Annotated in this window: 17 protein-coding genes; 13 read left to right on the forward strand and 4 right to left on the reverse strand. The window is 60.3% G+C overall.

Going from position 1 to position 20,569, the window contains the following annotated elements; translation table 11 throughout:
* Positions 1-93 precede the first annotated feature (93 nt).
* Complete coding sequence (locus IE123_RS12830; RefSeq protein WP_189518799.1) at positions 94-1,068, forward strand: class I SAM-dependent methyltransferase; 975 nt, start codon at positions 94-96, stop codon at positions 1,066-1,068.
* A 15-nt stretch (positions 1,069-1,083) separates the two neighbouring features.
* Here IE123_RS12830 and greB read toward each other — a convergent pair whose 3' ends face one another.
* Complete coding sequence (gene greB, locus IE123_RS12835) at positions 1,084-1,617, reverse strand: transcription elongation factor GreB (RefSeq protein ID WP_189518801.1); 534 nt, start codon at positions 1,615-1,617, stop codon at positions 1,084-1,086.
* Positions 1,618-1,832: 215 nt separating this feature from the next.
* Between greB and IE123_RS12840 the strand changes: the two genes are divergently transcribed.
* The 8 genes from IE123_RS12840 (at position 1,833) to IE123_RS12875 (ending at position 10,960) form a co-directional block, all read left to right on the forward strand.
* A complete protein-coding gene (locus tag IE123_RS12840; protein WP_189518803.1) occupies positions 1,833-2,462 on the forward strand; it encodes an NUDIX domain-containing protein in 630 nt (209 codons plus the stop codon).
* Between the two features lie 4 nt (positions 2,463-2,466).
* A complete protein-coding gene (locus IE123_RS12845; RefSeq protein ID WP_189518805.1) occupies positions 2,467-2,916 on the forward strand; it encodes a DUF1249 domain-containing protein in 450 nt (149 codons plus the stop codon).
* Positions 2,917-3,031: 115 nt separating this feature from the next.
* A complete protein-coding gene (locus tag IE123_RS12850) occupies positions 3,032-3,775 on the forward strand; it encodes a metallophosphoesterase (protein WP_189518807.1) in 744 nt (247 codons plus the stop codon).
* Positions 3,776-3,975: 200 nt separating this feature from the next.
* A complete protein-coding gene (cysD, locus tag IE123_RS12855; protein WP_189519166.1) occupies positions 3,976-4,887 on the forward strand; it encodes a sulfate adenylyltransferase subunit CysD in 912 nt (303 codons plus the stop codon).
* A 7-nt stretch (positions 4,888-4,894) separates the two neighbouring features.
* The gene (gene cysN, locus IE123_RS12860; protein ID WP_189518809.1) at positions 4,895-6,319 is read left to right on the forward strand and encodes a sulfate adenylyltransferase subunit CysN; all 1,425 of its coding nucleotides are present in this window, start codon (positions 4,895-4,897) and stop codon (positions 6,317-6,319) included.
* Positions 6,320-6,599: 280 nt separating this feature from the next.
* Positions 6,600-8,831: a 5'/3'-nucleotidase SurE gene (locus IE123_RS12865; protein WP_189518811.1), complete on the forward strand. Its 2,232-nt coding sequence runs from the start codon at positions 6,600-6,602 to the stop codon at positions 8,829-8,831.
* A gap of 231 nt (positions 8,832-9,062) precedes the next feature.
* Positions 9,063-10,217, forward strand: coding sequence for a porin (locus IE123_RS12870; protein WP_189518813.1), 1,155 nt, complete (start codon positions 9,063-9,065; stop codon positions 10,215-10,217).
* Positions 10,218-10,399: 182 nt separating this feature from the next.
* The gene (locus IE123_RS12875; RefSeq protein ID WP_189519168.1) at positions 10,400-10,960 is read left to right on the forward strand and encodes a methylated-DNA--[protein]-cysteine S-methyltransferase; all 561 of its coding nucleotides are present in this window, start codon (positions 10,400-10,402) and stop codon (positions 10,958-10,960) included.
* Here IE123_RS12875 and IE123_RS12880 read toward each other — a convergent pair.
* From IE123_RS12880 to cmoA, 3 genes are all read right to left on the reverse strand, one after another.
* Complete coding sequence (locus IE123_RS12880; protein WP_189518815.1) at positions 10,895-11,869, reverse strand: ChuX/HutX family heme-like substrate-binding protein; 975 nt, start codon at positions 11,867-11,869, stop codon at positions 10,895-10,897. The genes IE123_RS12875 and IE123_RS12880 overlap by 66 nt on opposite strands.
* Before the next feature lie 164 nt (positions 11,870-12,033).
* A complete protein-coding gene (cmoB, locus tag IE123_RS12885; RefSeq protein ID WP_189518817.1) occupies positions 12,034-13,017 on the reverse strand; it encodes a tRNA 5-methoxyuridine(34)/uridine 5-oxyacetic acid(34) synthase CmoB in 984 nt (327 codons plus the stop codon).
* 37 nt (positions 13,018-13,054) lie between these two features.
* Positions 13,055-13,789: a carboxy-S-adenosyl-L-methionine synthase CmoA gene (gene cmoA / locus IE123_RS12890; RefSeq protein ID WP_189518819.1), complete on the reverse strand. Its 735-nt coding sequence runs from the start codon at positions 13,787-13,789 to the stop codon at positions 13,055-13,057.
* 188 nt (positions 13,790-13,977) lie between these two features.
* On the opposite strand from cmoA, the gene pgi reads away from it, so the two are divergent.
* From pgi to parC, 4 genes are all read left to right on the forward strand, one after another.
* Positions 13,978-15,621 (forward strand): glucose-6-phosphate isomerase, encoded by a 1,644-nt coding sequence (pgi, locus tag IE123_RS12895; protein WP_189518821.1) that lies wholly within the window; start codon positions 13,978-13,980, stop codon positions 15,619-15,621.
* A 43-nt stretch (positions 15,622-15,664) separates the two neighbouring features.
* Positions 15,665-16,288: a YqiA/YcfP family alpha/beta fold hydrolase gene (locus tag IE123_RS12900; protein WP_189518823.1), complete on the forward strand. Its 624-nt coding sequence runs from the start codon at positions 15,665-15,667 to the stop codon at positions 16,286-16,288.
* A 145-nt stretch (positions 16,289-16,433) separates the two neighbouring features.
* Positions 16,434-18,314 carry a DNA topoisomerase IV subunit B gene (gene parE, locus IE123_RS12905; protein WP_189518825.1) on the forward strand — a complete coding sequence of 627 codons (1,881 nt, stop codon included), beginning with the start codon at positions 16,434-16,436 and terminating at the stop codon, positions 18,312-18,314.
* Position 18,315: 1 nt separating this feature from the next.
* On the forward strand, positions 18,316-20,562 hold the full coding sequence (parC, locus tag IE123_RS12910) for a DNA topoisomerase IV subunit A (RefSeq protein ID WP_189518827.1): 2,247 nt from the start codon (positions 18,316-18,318) through the stop codon (positions 20,560-20,562).
* Positions 20,563-20,569: the final 7 nt, after the last annotated feature.

Genomic DNA, 20,569 nt, shown 5'->3' on the forward strand with positions numbered 1-20,569 from the left:
AGGTGCGTTCCGGGGATACCCGTGAATATACCGTTATCTTTATGGGTCTGTCACAGGACAGGCCGATCACTATTTGAGTAGAGCAGGGGATTCATGAGTTTTTCCACGCCGATGGGGCAGTTGCTGGATCGACAGTCACCCGCAATCAGGGAAGGAGAGTGGCTGATTGCGCCGCCGCTGGATGAAGGGCTTTTGAACGGTGCAAGACAGCGTATCTGGAGTCTGGATCATCTGATTGCCGAGGTCTGGCGCAAACACGGTCATGAGGTGGTTGAAGGACTGACCCCGCCGGAGAACATGAACGCTGCCCTGCTGTTCTGGCCCAAGACCATGGATCTGGGCCGCTGGTGGATTGATCAGATCAATGCCCACTGTGCCCCGGGCAGTACGCTGCGCGTCGTGGGGGAGCATCATGGCGGCGGCAAGCGGGTGCCCGGCGAGCTGGAAGCGCGCGGCATGTCGTATCAGCGTCTGGATAACGCGCGGCGCTGTTCGCTGTATCAGACGACCACCGTGGCGGGTGAAGCGGGAGAGCACTGGTCACGGTTCGAGGCGCTTGATCTTGCGCTGGTCAGTCACCCGGGGATTTTCGGGCATGGGCGACTGGATGACGGTACCGGCATGCTGCTGGAAGTGCTGCCGACGCTGGAAGGCCGCGTGATCGATGCAGGCTGTGGCGATGGCGTGATCAGCGCCTGGCTGGCGCGTCAGGGCGCCGAGGTGACCGCGGTGGATATCAATCATCTGGCACTGGAGGCCACCCGGCGCACGCTTGAGGCCAATGATCTAAAGGGCGAGGTATTGCCCAGCGATATGCTGGAGGCCGTAGAGGGCCAGTTTGACGCCATCATCAGCAATCCGGCCTTTCATCAGGAGCGCCATGTGTCGATTGACCCGGCCCGCAAACTGATCGAACAGGCCAGCAAGAAGCTTGCGCCGAAGGGCGCGCTCTATCTGGTGGCCAACAGCTTCCTGCCCTACATGGATCTGATGAAAAAGCACTTTGGCCGTGTGGAAGTGCTCAAGGAAACCAGTCGCTTCCGGGTCTATCGCGCAAGCCGACGTTGAGGGCTGCAGGCCGCGCTAACGTTCGGCGTAATCGATCTCGGTGATGATCCAGGTGGTTTCCCCGCCCGGGGCATCCACGGTCACTTCGGCGTCCAGCGGCTTGCCGAGCAGGGCGCGCGCCAGGGGCGCATCCACGCTGATCCAGCGCTTTTTATTGTCGGTCTCATCGGGGCCGACAATGCGCAGGCGCATCTCTTCGCCGTTTTCATCTTCCAGCGTCACCCAGGCACTGAAAAAGACCTTGTCGCGGTCGGCCGGCAGGCGATCAACCACGGTCAGGGCGTCCAGGCGCTTTTGCAGATAGGCGATCCGGGCGATGGTGCCGTTCAGGGCCTTCTTGTTGTAGGTGTAGTCGGCGTTTTCACTGCGATCGCCCTGGGCGGCGGCTTCGCCGGTCTTGCGTGACTGTTCCGGACGGCGTACGCGTACCAGATGATCGAGAAGGCCCTTCATCGAGGCGTACCCTTCCGGCGTGATCAGGTCGGTCTTTTTTTCCTGCCGCGGATCCTTGGCCGGATCGCGCCAGCGGGTCATGTTGCGTCCTTTCATGCAGGTTATGGCCGTATGACAATGGGGCGATTACCATAATCGTCTGGTGTTGTGCTGCCAAGGCTGCCGCCCGGCGCAGTCTTGAAAGTAACGGGTGCGGCACCCATAAATGTATTCACACTTCTTCATGATCTGCTCCAACCTGTACTCCCGTGACTGAATACTGCTCGGCGTCATCGATCGCCGGCAGTGCTTGCGTATTTCAAGGAAAGCCGATGACAAGCCATGACAGGACGCCGCTGCCGCGCTTTGATCAGCAGGACGTCGAGCACATTGAAGACGAGCCGCTGCATCGCGGATTTTTCAATCTTGATCGCATCAACGTGCGTTATCGCCAGTATCAGGGTGGCTGGAGCGAGACCATTCAGCGTGAGGTGTTTCGCCACCACGACGCCGTGGGCGTTCTGCTCTACGACGTGGAACGTGATGCCGTCGTGCTGGTCGAACAGTTTCGCGCCGGGGCCATGGGGCGAGCGTTCAGTCCCTGGCTGCTGGAGCCGGCTGCCGGTCTGATTGATTCAGACGAGTCACCGGAAGAGGTCGCCCGCCGTGAAGTACAGGAAGAGACGGGATGCGAGGCCGAACAGCTGATCGAAATGCATCGCTACTTCCCCAGCCCTGGTGCCTGTGATGAGTACATTACGCTTTACTGTGCGCTGGTGGATTCAGGTGACGTGGGTGGCATACACGGGCTTGAAGAGGAGCACGAGGACATCATGGTGCGTGTGTTACCCTTTCGTGACGTCTGGGGAATGCTGGAAGACGGCACCATCAACAATGCCATGTCACTGATCGCGCTGTACTGGCTGGCTCGTGAACGCCCGGCCCTCAGAGCAAGGAGATAGTCATTTGAGTAGACGAACCGCTTACGTCACCGATCTCAGGACGCTGCAGGCCGAGTGTACGGCCAACTTCGTGCGCCTTGACCGGCTGCTGGGCGACACCGTGGCCGGCGAGAAGGTTGAGCTGCCGCTGGCAAGCCATACCACTCGTTTTGGAACGCTGCATCTTGAGGTCGTCGAGCGTGCGCCCTACACGACCATCGTGCGTGTTTTTCAAAGCGGCGTGCTCGATGACATGATCGATGCCCCGCGCATGGTGGTGCATCTCTATCACGACGTGCAGATGGCAGAAGTGACCGACTTTCAGCGCAAGCGTCACTTTGAAGGGCGCTACCGCTACCCCAACGCCCATATGCACCAGCCCGACGAGAAGCTTCAGCTCAATCGCTTTCTGGGCGAGTGGCTGGAACATGGTCTGGCCCATGGTCACGATACCCGCGTCTTTGAAACACCCTGAACCACGCCGCGTTCATGGGTCATTGCCGCCTTTTTAGCCCCGCGTCATTTCTGTCTGCCACACTCTTTTAGCTCGCCGCCCTGTTGCGGTCATGTTTCGTTGTCAGGAGAGCGCCATGCTGCTGATTCAGCTATCGGATAGCCATCTGAAGGCTGATCCCGCCGGGTTGTATCGAGACGTTGATGTACAGGCGCGCCTGAGCGCAATGCTGGCCAGTGTTTCCCGCCATCAGCCGGACCTGGTAGTGTTCAGTGGCGATGTCAGCGATGACGGTTCAATCGCCTCCTATCAGCGGGTAGCCAAACAGCTGGACGCACTTGGCTGCCCCTGGGTGTGGCTGCCCGGCAACCATGATCACCCGGCCACCATGGCCGACGTTCGCCCCCTGAAAACGGTCATCCATCTCGACGGCTGGCAGATCATTCTGCTTGATAGCTGGATCGACGGTGAGGAAGGCGGCCGGCTGGGGGAGGAGCAGCTAGCGCGGCTTGAAACGCAGCTGGCAGATGATGCCTCGCCGGCACTGATTGTGCTGCATCATCCGCCCGTCACCGTGGACGCCGCCTGGATGAACGAGATCGGTCTTGAAGACCGTGAAACCTTCTGGGCAAGACTTGATCGATACGATCATGTTCATGCCGTTTTGTGTGGCCACATTCATCATGAGATGACCTGTCTGCATGACAATGTGCCGGTCATGTCGGTGCCGGCTATCGCGGCGCAGTTCGTACCCGATAGCCCCGATTTTGCCGTCGATAGCCACGCGCCAGGCGGTTTTCGCCTGGTACGGCTGTCAATTGACGAGGCGCAACGGCCTCGTTTATCGACCCGCGTTGAGTATCTTTTGAGCAAGGTATGAGAAAGGCGATCCATTAATGGGTAGCTTTTATAGCGTTAACGTCTAAAGGAAGAAAAGTTGATTCTTTGACGTTATGAAAACCGCTCGCTAACGTGAGCGCATCATTATTTGCTCGTGACGTTTTTCTATCGCGAGACACCCCGTTTATAGCGTCATCGCCATCCGGCGATGGCGTTTGGTCATGAGAGGTTGTGACACGCATGCTTTCTCCCGAGCGGCAAACACATCTGAAACAGCTCGAAGCCGAGTCGATTCATATCATTCGCGAGGTGGCGGCCGAGTTTCGCAACCCCGTCATGCTCTATTCGATCGGCAAGGACTCCTCGGTCATGCTGCATCTGGCGCGCAAGGCGTTCTATCCCGGTACGCCGCCGTTCCCGCTGATGCACGTCAATACCACGTGGAAATTCCACGAGATGATTGAGTTTCGTGATCGCATGGCGGCCGAGACCGGCATGGAGCTGATCGAGCACATCAACGAGGAAGGCCGTGAAGCGGGGATCAACCCCTTTGATCACGGCAGTTCCAAGTACACCGATATCATGAAGACCCAGTCGCTCAAGCAGGCGCTGGACAAGTATGGCTTCGATGCCGCCTTTGGCGGGGCGCGTCGCGATGAAGAGGCCTCGCGTGCCAAGGAACGCGTGTACTCCTTCCGCGATCAGTACCATCGCTGGGACCCGAAAAACCAGCGTCCGGAGCTGTGGAGCCTGTACAACGGCCACATCAACAAGGGCGAGTCGATTCGCGTCTTTCCGCTCTCCAACTGGACCGAGCTGGATATCTGGCAGTACATCTATCTGGAATCGATCCCGATCGTGCCGCTGTACTACTCCGCCAAACGTCCGGTGGTCGAGCGCGACGGCACGCTGATCATGGTCGATGACGAGCGCATGCCGCTCAATGAGGGCGAAGTGCCCGAAATGAAGTCCGTGCGGTTCAGGACGCTGGGCTGCTATCCGCTGACCGGGGCCGTAGAGTCCGAGGCGGCAACGCTGCCCGACATCATTCAGGAAATGCTCCTGACCCGTACCAGTGAACGCTCCGGGCGCGCCATCGATCACGATCAGGCCGGCTCCATGGAACGCAAGAAACGCGAAGGTTACTTCTGAGGCGCATATGGCACACCAATCATCCCTGATAGCCGAAAACATCGAGGCGTATCTCAAGGAGCATGAAGCCAAGGATCTGCTGCGCTTCATTACCTGTGGCAGCGTTGATGACGGCAAGTCGACCCTGATCGGACGACTGCTCCACGACTCGAAAATGATTTATGAAGATCAGCTGGCGGCGCTGACGCGGGACTCAAAGACCCGTGGCACGACCGGCGAGCGGGTGGATCTGGCGCTGCTGGTGGACGGGCTTCAGTCCGAGCGTGAGCAGGGCATCACCATCGATGTGGCCTACCGCTTTTTCTCGACCGACAAGCGCAAGTTCATCATTGCCGATACCCCCGGGCACGAGCAGTACACCCGCAACATGGCGACCGGTGCCTCCACGGCAAGCCTGGCGGTCATTCTGATCGATGCGCGTTACGGCGTGCAGGTGCAAACGCGTCGTCACAGCTTCATCGCGGATCTGCTGGGCATTCAGCATCTGGTCATCGCGGTCAACAAGATGGACCTGGTGGACTACTCGCAGGAACGTTTTGAAGAGATCAAGCGCGAGTATCTGGGCTTTGCCGAGAACCTCAAGGCGCGTGATATCAGCTTTGTGCCGATGTCGGCGCTGGAAGGCGACAATGTCGTTAACCCGAGCGTCAACATGCCCTGGCATGACGGCGTGCCGCTGCTGGAACAGCTGGAGAACGTTGAGGTCTCGCGCGACCAGAACCTGACGGATCTGCGCTTCCCGGTGCAGTATGTCAACCGGCCCAATCTGGATTTCCGCGGCTATGCCGGCACGCTGCAGGCGGGCGTCCTGCGTCCGGGCCAGCAGGTCAAGGTACTGCCGTCGAACAAGCTGTCCACGGTTGAGCGCATCGTGACCTTTGATGGCGATCTCGAGGCCGCCTGGCCCGGTCAGGCCATTACCGTGACGCTGGCTGATGAAGTGGATATCTCACGCGGCGACTGGCTGGTGGCAGCCGATACCGAGCTGCCGATGTCCAATGCCTTCGTCGCCGACATTGTCTGGATGAACGAGCGCGAACTGACGCCCGGTCGTGGCTACGATTTCAAGCTGGCCACGCGCGATGTCAGCGGCCAGATCGATGCCATCGAGTATGGTATTGATGTGAATACGCTTGAGCATCACGATGCCGAGCGCCTGGCGCTCAACGAGATCGGCCGCTGCCATGTCACGCTGACGCAGTCCGTGCCGGTGGATGCCTATGACACCAGTCCCGGTACCGGCAGCTTTATCGTGATTGACCGCCTGACCAATCTGACGGTCGGGGCCGGCATGATCCGCAAGGCAGCCGACAATACCCAGGGCAGCGGTGCTGTCGACTGGCAGGCCTTTGAGGTCGAGCTCAATGACCTGATCCGTCGCCACTTCCCGCACTGGGAAGCGAAGGACGTGCGCGACATCTTCAAGCGCTGATCCCGCAGTCAGTGATCGATCCACGCCCGGCCCTGTGCCGGGCGTTTTTATGCCTGCCCTTGATGACACGCTGGTTTTTCTGGCGGTTTTCCCTGCACCCCTTTGAACACCATCGCCCTGAAGATAGGCCGATCATGGCTGCATCAAACCGTCATGTCCTTTCAATTGGTTGCATTACTTTACCCGGTTTGACCGTTCTGACATCCGGGCGACATCTCTTAAGCCAATAATCAGGAATCGGGGCAAGGGGCCCTGTTCGGATCAGCGAGGAAAACAAGAGATGGCACTCAACATATTGTTGACCAACGACGATGGCTACGAGGCACCCGGCATTCATTCACTGCATGAGGCCTTGAGCGCTGCCGGCCATAACGTCACGGTCGCCGCCCCCAGGGTCAACCAGAGCGCGCAGGGCAGTTCACTGGGCGGTGAGGAAGCGCTGTCATCCGATATTGAAGTGGCGCAGTACGATGACGCCGGCAATTACTGGATCGATGGACGCCCTGTCGTGGCAGTGGATACCGCTCTGGACGCGTTGTTCGCCGACCGGGAGTTTGATCTGGTTATCTCGGGTACCAACAAGGGCGAGAACATTGGCACCAGCGAGAACATCTCCGGCACCGTCAATGGTGCCATGGCCGGCCTGAAGCACGGCCTTCCGGCGATCGCCGTATCGGCTGCCGCTGATGAGGCCGGTGATGAAGGGTTCGTCAACGCAGCGGCCTACACCGTTGATCTGCTGCAGCGCCTTGAAGACCAGCAGCAGGCAGGACAGCCGCTGCTGCCGGAAGGCACCGGGCTCTCCGTCAATGTGCCGGAAGGCGATATCAACGGCGCCGTACTCACCGAGATTACCCGCAAGTCGAGCACCGAATTTCCCATTACCGAGAACGAAGACGGCACTTACGGCTCCCGGGCCATTGATCAGCAGAGCTCGGGCGGACTGTTCAATGAAGGCGATCAGTTTCTGGACGGTAACATTACCGTTTCCGCCATCGATGGCAATTGGGGCGCCAATGAAGCGGCGCGCAGTGCGCTGGAGGCCCGGCTGGAGACACTGCTTGCCGATGGCGTGGCGCCTGCCGGTGATCATGCGCCGCTCAATATCATGCTGGTCAACGATGGCGGTTATGAGGCGCAGGGGCTGACCACTACGCGCGAAGCACTGCTGGAGGCGGGTTACGACGTGACAGTGGTGGCGCCCACCGAGAGTCAGCAGGCGACCGGCAGTGCGCTGACGCTGGGCGGGTTTGAGGTGACCGAGTACGACGGTGGCTATCACGTGGACGCCACGCCCAGTACCACGGTCTACACCGGGCTGGATGCGCTGTTGCTGGGCGCCAATCAGCCTGACCTGATCGTCTCCGGCGTTGATGACGGCGCCGGTGTGGGGTTGCAGGCCAGCAGCTCCGGCACGCTGGGGGCGGCCGTGGCCTCGGTGTTCAATTACGACATTCCGGCGATTGCCCTCTCGGCGGGCACCGATGACAGCGGCGAGGTGCCGGACGGCCTGTATGAGACCAGTGCCGACTTTCTGGTGGAAGTGATCGGCGGCCTGCAGGCCACCCAGGCGGGCAATGGCAGCCAGTTGTTGCCAGAAGGCGAAGGGCTCAGCATCAATGTGCCGCTTGATGCCGATACGACTGATTTTGCCTTCACTCTGCCGGACGCAGCCAATGACGGTCAGCGTCACATCGTGGCTGACGGCGAGGGCGGTTATCACTATCAAATCGACGCGCCGGTCAATACCGATAATGAGTGGTCGGAAGGCACCCATTACAACCAGGGCGAGATCACCCTCACGCCCATTGATGGCAGCTATCAGGCCAGCGATGCGATCACGCTGGAAGTGGGCGATCTGCTGGGGATGGCGTATGGCCGGGTCAATGACTGGTCAGCCGAGTCAGACGATGCTGACGTCATGCCGATGCCCGGCCATGAGGTGCCAGGCCATGAAGAGGACAGCGGCCTGTCGCTGATCGGCGGGCTCGAGGAGCTTTTTCAGGACGTCACTGCCGGCATCGGTCAGCTCGTGGCGCAGCTGGATGCGCAGACATCAAGCGGCTTCCACTCCCAGCACACCAGCCTTGAATGGAGCTCGGGACCTCAACACCATGCCATCAGCTTCAACGATGAGCAGTATCACCGCGACGCCATGAGTGAAGCCTTCTCCAGTCAGAGCGCGGACTATAGCGCCGGCACCTTCGGGCACATGTTCGAGCAGAGCGGCTTTTCCGCCGTGCGTGACGCCTTTGGCCGAACGGACGGTCAGCAGTCGCATGATGTCTGGCACAGCGAGGTTTCCCCGTTCAGCAGTGGCGCCGCTCAGGCGTCTTTCCTGCAGGATGACATGCTGGCCGCATTCACGGGCGGTGACGATGCGATGTTTGATATACAGGCCGATATGACGGTGACGGCTGACATGACCAATGGCATTGATAGCCAGCCGATGACGGCCATGCTGACCGGCCTGAATGATCAGGCGCCGCCCATGGAATTTTTCGCTGTCTGAGAGCAGTTATCGCTGGTTTGATACCAAAACGCCTCGCAGAAGTTGCGAGGCGTTTTTTCATGGTGGCATTGCGCCGACTGGCGAGGAGCGACGTTTCATGTCCACTGTTGTCTTCAGTTCGGTTTCAAATCCGAACGCGACATCACTATACTCCCTGCCCATTTTATGTCGTCAGGTGAGGCGTGCCCTGTATGGTACGGCACCTTTTTATCGTCATGTCGGGATCACACAATGAGTATCGGAAAGGGAGGGCGTGTACTTTTGGCCGCCACGGGCACCCTTGTGCTGGCGCAGGTCGGTGCCGCCCGGGCAGAAGTCACGCTGTTATCGCCTGCCGAGCAGCCACGTTCGCCGCTGGATCGTGTCGAGGTTCAGGTCGGTGGCAGCATCAGGCCGCAGTATTTCAATGAGCTGGGTGGCGGCGATGACGGCAGTTACAAGCATCGGGGCTATGATGGCGGCACACGCTTTCGCCTGCACGTCGACTACCACGTCAGCGATGACCTGACGCTTTTGAGCTATGGCGAGCTGGGCGTGAATATCCCCCGGGTCATGGGCTGGCATGATCACTATGACCGGGACAGCAGCGACAGCGCGACCGACCGTCGGCAGATCTATTTTGGTTTCGAAAGCGACCGCTATGGCCGAGTGACCGCCGGCAAGCAGAACAGCGTTTATTACGACACCGTTGGGGTGAGTACCGACGTGTGGGATTACAACATGTTCGCCCAGGCCTCCGGCGTGGGAATCGACGGCAATTACGACGGTTCCTATCGTGCCCGCAAAAGCCTGCGCTACTCCAACGGTACCGAAGACTTTACGGTCTTTGCAGGCTGGCTGTTTCCTGACGACGATCTCCACCTGGACAATGATCCGTATGACTACCGTCGTCGTACCGGGGCTTCCATCGGCTTTCGGTGGCATCTGACCGATGATCTGACCCTGGGCGCGGCCTATGCCAATACCTCGGCCGAGATCAAGGGCGAGGGCGACCAGCAGTCCTTTCGCCAGCAGCTGACCGGCAGCTCCCTGACCTGGACGGGCGGCGACTGGTATCTCGCCGTGGGCGCCGGCTACTATGACAATTTCGTGCCGGACCCCGCGGGCGGGTTCGATGACTATTTTGCCAGCGATGCCTACGGGGTGGAGTACATCGCCCGCTACAGCTTCCAGCTCGATAATGACTGGGTACAAAGCATCAAGCCCTTTCTCGCCGGCGACCGCTTGAAGCGCATGGGCAGTGCTGACAGTCAGACCAATCATCAGGTCCTGGGGGTCACGACCCAGTTCAACCACGGCTTTCGCTTCGATCTTGAGCGAATATTTGCCAATACCTCGGACAGCGAACCCGATTCGGTACTGGCCAGGCTGCGCTACGATTTCTAGCGTCAATCACAGGATCGCAAACGACGAGCTGGCCTGAGGAGCCTTTCTGCCGGAAAATCCTTTGTTCAACAGCCTCCCTGTGCCGTCGTTCGACTCTGGCAGGCGGTATCAGCAGAAGTCATTCCAGGTACAGGGGCGCCGGCTGACATCGAGTCGGCACCATCAAACGAGGAGCCATCGTGATGATTGAACATGCCGTCATGCCCTCCGCACTGGGCGATATCGTGCTGCGTGTCGAATCGGATCACCTGACCGGTGTTTTCTTCCATGATCAGAAGCATTTCCCGCTGTCGGCACGCGCTTCTCTTATGTTGGCAAGGGAGAGTTCTGTTCGGGTAATGCGTCAGGCCTGTGAGGAGGTCGAAGAATATCTGGCCGGTGCACGCACATGCTTTGACCTGCCGCTGGCAATGCCGGGCAGTGCATTTCAACAACGCGTCTGGCAGCGTCTTGAAGGGATCGATTTTGGTGAGGTGATGACCTACGGCGCGCTGGCACGCGCGCTTGGGCTGTCACGCGGCCACGCGCGGGCGGTAGGCAGTGCAGTCGGGCGCAATCCAATCTCGATGATCGTGCCCTGTCACCGCGTGGTGGCCGGCAGCGGCGGGCTTACCGGCTATGCCGGTGGACTGGCGCGTAAGGCGCATCTGCTGGCGCTGGAGGGGCGTCCTGAAGGGTCAGTCGGTCTCGGTCAGGTCAAGGGCGAGCATCATCTCGCCGCTGCTATCAAAGGCCTCCAGTGACGTATCCAGCCCCGCGTGGCCGGGCCGCATGACCTGCCACACTTCATGCAGGGCGCTGCTGTCGAGAGACAGTGTCAGGTGTTCGCTTTCAAGGCTCAGGATGCCGCGGCGTCCCTGGTGGAAATGCCTGAAGCAGGCGCGATGGTGATGGGCGCCGCCGGCATGGATCAGACTGGCCCGGGTGGGCTGCGTGCGCCGACAGGCACCGGCCAGCGCCATGATGAAACGCTCGGGCGCTACGGACGTACTGAAATGCCCGGCCACGGCGCGGTTGGCTTCCACCCGTCGCAGGTGATGGCGTGACAGCAGTCTTGAGAAATCATCAGGCCCCTGCATGGCGCGCCATGCCTTGAGCAGTGCGGGGCGGTGGCCCCTGGTGCAGACGTTGGCGATGTCGATACGGTGGGTAAAGTCGGGTCTTCTCAGCGCAGCGAAGTACTCAAGCATGTTCCAGCCGGGGGCCTCGGGCGTCAGCCCATAAAGCTGGTGCAGCACACGGCCGAAACGATCGAACACCTGCAGGCAGGGCACTTCCCGGGCCGTCGGCGTCGGCCGCTCATGTGACAGGCAGACCCAGTACCAGCAGGGCAGTAACAGCTGCATGGCCAGCGCCTGATGATCACGGATACTGGCATGGTGCTGATCGGCATCGATGCGACACGTTTCCAGCTGACTCGAGAGCGCGGCGTGAGGGGTTCGGGTGACCATCTGCACCTGACCCAGCTGCGGCAGCATCATGACCAGATCGCAGGCAGTCAGGGCGAGAGAATGTACGCCACGGCCCAGGCGCGCGGCCTGAATCTCGCCTTCGCTGCAGTCCAGCAGAGCGGCCAGCGTGTGACATTCCATGTGCGGCGCTCGCAGGCGCGCTTCCTCGAACGCTTCAAACAAAACGTTGGCCTGGCACATGTGGCGACCCTCACGGCGTCATGGATCAGTGAAAAAACAGATATTGTTAATGATAACCATTTGCAACTGCGTATCAAGATAAAAGATGCCCCACCGTTTTGATCAACGGTGGGGCATCTTTTCAGCGCTTGATTTTCGTGCGAGTTGTCAGGACGCAAGAGGCGTCAGGGCTTTTTCGCAATGATCACGGCGCGTCGGGGCGCCGGGTAGCCTTCGATCGTGCGGCTTGTGTCCTGGGGATCAAGAAAGTCGGCCAGTGACTGGAAGGTCATCCATTCGGTCGCGCGCTGCTCATCCAGTGCGGTGTCGGCCTCATCGACCACGTGCGGGTTTTCAAAGCCCACGCGCGACAACCAGTGCACGAGCGCCCTGGAGGAGGGCAGAAACCAGACGTTGGGCATCTGCGCGTAGCGCTCGCCCGGCACCAGCACCTGATGTTCGTCGCCTTCAATCACCAGGGTTTCGAGCACCAGTTCACCGCCGGGGCGCAGCGTGTCATACAGTTCGCGCAGATGATCGATGGGCGAGCGGCGGTGATAGAGCACGCCCATGGAAAAGACCGTGTCAAAGACGGCAAGGTTGGGAGGCACCTCTTCAATGCCGACCGGCAGGAAGTGCACGTTGGCACCAGCATCACCGATGAAGTGGCGAATGGCGTGAAACTGCCAGTAAAAGCGCGGTGAAGGGTCAATGACCAGCACAAAACCGGCGCCGGCACCTGCCATGCGCCAGCCGTGATAGCCGTTGCCGCCGCCGACATCGAGCACGCGTCGGCCGGTGAGATCGCTTAAATGCGGTGCCAGCCGCTGCCACTTCCAGTCCGAGCGCCACTCGGTATCGATGGTGATATCACCGATGCGGTAGGGCCCCTTGCGCCACGGCGCCAGAATCTTCAAAAGGTTGTCGCACTGCCGGCGACTGGCGTCATTCATCGCCACGTCCACGCTTACGGTGTCTTCGGTCAGATGTACCGCCTGCGTCTCAAGGGCGGGCAGGCGCTTGACGGCGCGCTCCCAGGCCGGTAAATCCCCGAAACGCTGGCGATCCAGCCCGCGGGCCAGCTGGTCGGGCAGGCGGGCAAGCCAGCTGTCCAGACCCTGCTCGAGAAAGGCGTGATAAAGGGGGAGGTGACGTGCGTCTATCGACATTCAAAGGGGTCCGGCTGCGTAAAACGATCAGAAAGGGCTATTTGAAAGCCAGTATCGAGGCAAAGTTGAGATACTGAAACCAGGTGTCATGACGCGTGAAACCTGTGCGCGCCAGCCGGTCGTGATGGGTGGAAAGCCGATCCGGAATCATGACCTCTTCAAGCGCGGTGCGTTTCTGGCTGATCTCGAGATCCGAGTAGCCGTTGGCACGCTTGAAGTCATGATGCAGATCGATCAGCAGCTGCTCCTGACCCGGTTCACCCAGAATCTTTTCCGACAGCAGCAGCACGCCACCCGGGGTGAGCGCGTCATACAGGCGAGCGATGACATGATCACGCTCGCTCGGGTCAAGAAACTGTAACGTAAAATTGACCATGATCATGCCGGCCGCGGGCAGCGGACAGTCACGGATATCGCCCTGGGTGACCTCGATGCGATGCTCGCTCGCCTGCTGCGCCAGCAGGCCACGAGCCTTTTCTACCATGGGCATCGACAGATCAATGGCCTGCAGGGTGAAGGCGTCAGGGGCCAGACGCTGGCAGATGGACAGGGTCGAGGCGCCCAGCGAGCAGCCCAGGTCCAGGATATGAGCGCCAGGGCTCAGGTGGCGGGCGGCGATGACACCGGCCATGCTGGTGATCTGGGCATAGCCCGGGACCGAGCGGCGAATCATGTCGGGAAAGCAATCGACCACACGCTCGTCAAAGGAGAAGTCGGCGACCTGATCCAGCGGTGTCGAAAAAAGGGCGTCGCGTCGGGAGACGTCGGTCATCGGGGTACCCACGATCTATCAGGCTCTGAAGGAGGTTGTTCGGTCATGCAGACAATGGTCTGATAGAGACCCGCTGCGTGCCAGACACGCCATCTGCCGGAATCAACATCGAACAGGGGCGGTCTTCATGGCCGACCATGTTACGCTTTGAGCGCTAAAGCTGCACCTATCACGGAGGAAGAGCAAGGATGTCAATTCGTCACAACAAGGCCTGGAAGGCGCTGGAAAGTCATCGCGATACGATGCGCGACGTGCATCTGAAAACCCTGTTTGAACAGGATGGGCGCTTTGATGCCTTCTCCCGTCAGGCAGCCGGGCTGACACTTGATTTCTCCAAGCAGCGCATTCGCCAGGAGACGCTGGATCTGCTGCTGGATCTGGCCCGTGAAGCGAAGGTGGAAGACGCCGTTGAGCGGTTGCTGTCCGGCAAGCGGGTCAATCTGACGGAAGATCGTCCGGCGCTGCATACGGCCCTGCGCCTGCCCCAGGGCGGTGAGTTTCACGTCGAGGGCGAGGACGTTCAGGCAGGGGTGCATGAAAGTCTGGATCGCATGCAGCAGATGGTCGACAAGCTGCAGGCCGGCCAGTGGCGTGGCGTGAATGGCAAGGCCATCAAACAGGTCATCAACCTGGGGGTGGGCGGTTCGGATCTGGGCCCGCTGATGGTCGTCAAGGCGCTGGAAGATGCCTTCGTGACACCGCATGCCCTTGAGGTTCACTTTGCCTCGACCATTGATGGCTCACAGCTTTCCGAGCTGCTGCCGACGCTGGATGCCGACGAGACGCTGTTCATCTACTCCTCCAAATCGTTTGGCACCATCGATACCTCGGCCAATGCCGATACGGCGCTGGCCTGGCTTGCCGAGCAGACCGGCAGCGAGATCGAGCGCATCAAGCATCATCATTTCATCGGGGTCTCCACCAAGCCCGAGAAGATGACCGAGTGGGGCATTGCCCCTGACAACCAGCTGCTCTTCTGGGACTGGGTCGGCGGCCGCTATTCCTTCTGGAGCGCCATTGGGCTGCCCATCGCCATTCGTCTGGGCATGGACAACTTCCGCCGTCTGCTCGCCGGTGGTCATGCCATGGATGAGCATTTTGCCTCGGCGCCTCTGGAAGAGAATCTGCCGGTACTGTTTGCCCTGCTGGGTATCTGGAATACCAACTTTCTGGATATCGAGTCGCTGGCGGTACTGCCCTATGATGGTCGCCTCAAGCACCTGCCGGGCTATCTCCAGCAGCTCGAAATGGAATCCAACGGCAAGTCGTCGACCAATGAAGGTGAAAAGGTCGATTACAACACCTGCCCGATTCTCTGGGGCGAGATCGGTCCCAACGGCCAGCACGCCTTCTATCAGTTGCTTCATCAGGGCACGCGGGCAGTAGCGTGCGATTTCGTGGCGCCCATCAGGCGTTATGACTACATCGAAAGCGCGCCGGTGCGTGAAAGCCTTGAGCGCCAGCACCGTCTGTCGCTGGCCAACTGCTTTGCCCAGTCACGTGTGCTGATGCTCGGTGATGATGCCATCAAAAGCAGTGAGACGCCGCCGGCCCACAAGCGCTATGCCGGCAACCAGCCGTCCTCGACCATTCTGTTCGATTCGCTTTCTCCCGAGGCGCTCGGCGCCCTGATCGCGCTTTACGAGCACAAGGTGTATGTGCAGGGCGCTATCTGGGACATCGACTCCTTCGATCAGTGGGGCGTAGAGCTTGGCAAGAAGATTGCCAATGAAACGGCCGACATCCTGGAAACCGGGCATGGTGCCGATCAGCTGGATGACTCGAGCCGTCATTTGATCGAGACCGTGCTGGGTCAGCGTGGCAGTGCTTAAAAATAGCTGTTTATTTATACAGTAATTGCGTTATGCTGATGTCATGAATGATCACGCCAATGCCGTCGACAACGTGCTTTATCTGCACGGTTTCAACAGCCACCCTGGCTCGGCCAAGGCCGAGCTGACGCGTCGGGCCTGCGAGCAGGCCCGGCCACGGCCGCGCTTTATCGCCCCGGCCCTGTCACACCATCCCGGTCCTGCCTGGCAGACGGCTCAGGAGGTCATGAGTACGCTGACCGGGCGCACCATGGTGATCGGCAGTTCCATGGGGGGCTTTCTCGCCATGGGCCTTGCTCGTACCCATGAGGTGGCGCGGGTCGTGCTCATCAATCCGGCCGTGGATCCACTGCGCATCGCACTGGAACGCATGGGCAGCGAGTTTGCCCATGTCGAGACCGGTGAGATGTTCCTGATTGATGATAGCTACGCGGATGCCCTGCGCGAGCAGCAGGGCGAGGTGGTCAATACCGACCGTTTTCTGGTGTTGCTGGGGACCGAGGATGAAATCCTTGATTACCGTCAGGCACTGGAAATGCTGGAAGGCAGCCGGTTTGTGATCAATGAAGGTGATGATCATGGTCTGAGCCGGTATCCTGAGCTGCTCTCGACAGTGCTGGCCCATGGCGGCCTGACACTGCCGGAAGATTTCAATCCCGTACCGTAGGCCCCCGGGCCGATGGCGCCTTGTTAGTTGACGTGATGGGCCAGACCGTGTGTCTGGTCCATTGCGACTGCGCTGATTGTTCCAGAGAGCCCCTTCGGCGCTTGACGATGAGCGCTTCTCGTTCATTTCCGACGCGATTTCATGTATGAGCCAGTACAGTGCCAGTTCCATCGAGGTGCTTTCCGGTCTTGAACCGGTTCGAAAGCGCCCCGGTATGTATACCGATACGACCCGACCCAACCACCTGGTGCAGGAGGTGGTCGATAACAGCGTTGATGAAGCGCTGGCCGGTCATGCACGCAAGATTACCGTGCAGCTTCGTGATGATGGTGCCATCGAAGTGGCCGATGACGGCCGCGGCATGCCCATCGACATTCACCCCGAGCATGGGGTGTCGGGGATCGAGCTGATCCTGACGCGTCTGCATGCCGGCGGCAAGTTTTCCCAGTCCAGCTATCGCTTCTCCGGCGGCCTGCACGGCGTGGGGGTATCGGTGGTCAATGCCCTCTCCGAGCGCCTGGAAGTCGAGGTCTGCAAGCAGGGCAAGCGCTATCGCACCGCCTTTGCCTTTGGCGAGAAGGTCGAAGAGCTCGCCGTCATTGGCGACTGCCCCAAAAAGGCCACCGGTACGACGGTACGCTTCTGGCCGGAAGCGGCCTATTTCGACAGCCCCAATGTTTCCGTGGCGCGACTGTCGCATCTGCTGCGCGCCAAGGCCGTGCTCTGCCCAGGTCTTGAGGTCAAGCTGATCGACAGCAGCGGCAACGTCAGTACCTGGCATTACGAGGACGGGCTGCGCGATTATCTTGCCCAGTCCACCGACGGTTTCGAGCCGTTGCCGGCCTCACCCTTTGTCGGTGCCTTTGAAGACGATGAACACAGCGTTGACTGGGCCATCCAGTGGCTGCCCGAAGGGGGAGAAGCACTGGTCGAATCCTACGTTAATCTGATTCCCACCACCCTGGGGGGGACCCACGTCAACGGTTTTCGTACCGGCCTTTTGGACGCGCTGCGCGAGTTCTGTGACTACCGCAGTCTGCTCCCTCGTAACGTCAAACTGTCGGGCGAGGATCTGTGGGAGCGGGTAGCCTTTGTGCTCTCGATCAAGATGTTCGAACCGCAGTTTGCCGGCCAGACCAAGGAGCGCCTCTCCTCGCGTGCGGTGGCAGGTTTTGTCTCGGCCGTGGTCAAGGACGCCTTCTCGCTGTGGCTCAACGAGCATACCGCGCAGGCCGAGCAGCTGGCGGAGCTTGTCATCAGTGCTGCCCAGCGTCGTCAGCGCTCCTCAAAAAAGGTGGCGCGCAAGAAGGTCACCCAGGGGCCGGCCCTGCCCGGCAAGCTGGCGGACTGTTCCAGTCAGGATCCCACGGTTGGCGAGCTCTTTCTGGTCGAGGGTGACAGTGCCGGTGGCAGTGCCAAGCAGGCACGCAACCGGGAAACCCAGGCGATTTTGCCGCTCAAGGGCAAGATCATGAACACCTGGGAGGTCGACTCTCAGGAAGTGCTGGGCTCACAGGAGATTCACGATATCGCCGTGGCACTCGGGATGGACCCGGGCAGCGATAATCTGGAACGCCTGCGCTATCACAAGATCTGCATTCTGGCCGATGCCGACTCTGATGGGTTGCACATCGCCACACTGCTGTGCGCGCTGTTTGTGCGTCATTTCCCGTCACTGGTGGATGCCGGCCATGTGTTTGTCGCCATGCCGCCGCTGTATCGCATCGACCTGGGCAAGGAGGTGCACTACGCCCTGGATGAAAGCGAAAAGGCGTCCGTGCTCAAGAAGCTGGCCAGCCGTCGGGGTACGCCCAACGTTCAGCGCTTCAAGGGGCTGGGGGAAATGAGCCCGGTACAGCTTCGGGAAACCACCATGGCACCGGATACGCGTCGGCTGGTCCAGCTCACCCGCGAGGCCGGTGACGATACCCTGGAGCTGATGGATATGCTGCTGGCCAAAAAGCGTGCCGGCGACCGGCGCGGCTGGCTGGAGCGTTACGGCAATATGGCTGAGGTAGAAGTCTGACATGAGCATGGATATTCACGTGCGCGAAGGCGACGTCGAGCGTCTGGCGCTGAGAAGCTATACCGAAAAGGCGTACCTCGATTATTCGATGTACGTCATTCTTGATCGTGCCCTGCCCAATATCGGCGATGGCATGAAGCCGGTGCAGCGGCGCATCGTTTACGCCATGCGCGAGCTGTCGCTGACGGCCAGCGCCAAGTACAAGAAGTCAGCGCGTACCGTAGGCGACGTGCTGGGCAAGTTTCACCCGCACGGTGACAGCGCCTGCTATGAAGCCATGGTGCTGATGGCGCAGTCCTTCAGCTATCGTTATCCGCTGGTGGATGGCCAGGGCAACTGGGGCAGTCCGGATGATCCCAAGTCCTTTGCCGCCATGCGCTATACCGAATCACGTCTGACGCGCTTTTCCGAAGTCCTGCTGGCCGAACTGGGGCAGGGCACCGTGGACTGGGTGCCCAACTTCGACGGCACCATGAACGAACCCGCGGTATTGCCGGCACGTCTGCCGCATGTGCTGCTCAATGGCGGCTCCGGCATCGCAGTCGGCATGGCCACCGATATCCCGCCGCACAACGTGACCGAGGTGGTCGAGGCCACCGTGCATCGCCTGCGCCATCCGGACTGCAGCGTCGAGACCCTGTGTGAACTGCTGCCGGCACCGGATTTCCCTACGGCTCCCGAGATCGTGACGCCGCGTGCGGATCTGCAAAAGCTCTATACCACCGGGCGCGGCTCGGTGCGCATGCGTGCGCGGTACAATCTGGAGGGCAGCGATATCATCATCAACGCGCTGCCCTGGCAGGTCAGCGGTGCGCGCGTGCTGGAGCAGATGGCCGCGCAGATGCAGGCCAAAAAGCTGCCGATGGTGGCGGATCTGCGCGATGAGTCCACCCATGAAGAGCCCACGCGGCTGGTCATCGTGCCGCGCTCCAATCGCGTCGATGTTCAGGCGCTGATGGATCATCTCTTTGCCACTACCGATCTGGAGAAGAGCACGCGGGTCAACATGAACCTGATCGGGCTCGATGGTCGCCCGCAGGTCATGGCGCTGGACCGCCTGCTTGATGAATGGCTGGCGTTTCGTCGTAACACCGTGCGCCGCCGTCTGGAACATCGTCTGGGCAAGGTCGAGGATCGCCTTCACATTCTTGAAGGCCTGTTGATTGCCTATCTCGATCTCGACGAGGTGATTCGCATCATCCGTGAAGAGGATGAGCCAAAGCCCGCGCTGATTGCCCATTTTGGGCTCAGCGAGCGCCAGGCCGATGCCATTCTCGAGCTGCGCCTGCGCCACCTGGCAAAGCTTGAAGAGATGAAGCTCAAGGGTGAGCGTGATGAGCTTGAGCGCGAGCGCAAGCAGCTCGAAAAGCTGCTGGGCAGTGAAAAGGCCATGACCAACCTGATCGAGCGTGAACTGCGTGCCGATGCCAAAGCGTACGGTGACGAGCGCCGCAGCCCGCTGGTCGAGCGTCAGGAGGCCAGAGCGTTGTCCGAGGTCGACCTGCTGGGGGCAGACCCGATCACCGTGGTGGTCTCCGAAAAGGGCTGGATTCGAGCGGCCAAGGGCCACGATATCGATCCGAAGAGTCTTTCGTACAAGTCAGGCGACAGCTTTGCCTTCTCCGCTCTGGGTAAGACCAATCAGCCGCTGGTGCTGCTGGAGGACAGCGGCCGTGCCTATACGCTTGCCGCCCATCAGCTGCCATCGGCCCGCGGGCAGGGGGAGCCGGTGTCCGGCAAGGTCAATCTGGCTGCGGGTTCAAGGCTGCGTGCGGCCATGATCGGGGCGCCAACACAACGCTATCTGCTGGGCAGCGATGGGGGCTACGCCTTCAGCGTGGGGCTTGAGGAGATGGTCGGGCGCAGCAAGTCCGGCAAGGCGGTGGTGAGCATTGCGAAGGGATGTGACGTGCTGATGCCACTGGCGCTTTCCGGCGAGGCACAAAAGGTGGCCGTGGTCTCCAATGAAGGGCGACTGCTGGTATTTGAAGCCAGTGAACTGCCGGCCATGAGCAAGGGCAAGGGCGCGCGCATGATGGATATTACCGGTGCGCGGGCGGCCAATCGTGAAGAGTTCGTGCGTGACTGGATCGTGCTGGACGCAGGCCAGGCGCTGGTGGTGCATGCCGGTAAGCGCAAGAAGCGTCTGACAGGTGATGAGCTGGCCGGTTACGTGAGCAGTGCCGGCAAGCGGGGCATGAAGCTTCCGCAGGGCTTTCAGAAGGTGGATCGTCTGGACGTTGAGTAGCCTTCCC

Source organism: Kushneria pakistanensis (genome assembly GCF_014652795.1).
Taxonomy (GTDB): domain Bacteria; phylum Pseudomonadota; class Gammaproteobacteria; order Pseudomonadales; family Halomonadaceae; genus Kushneria; species Kushneria pakistanensis.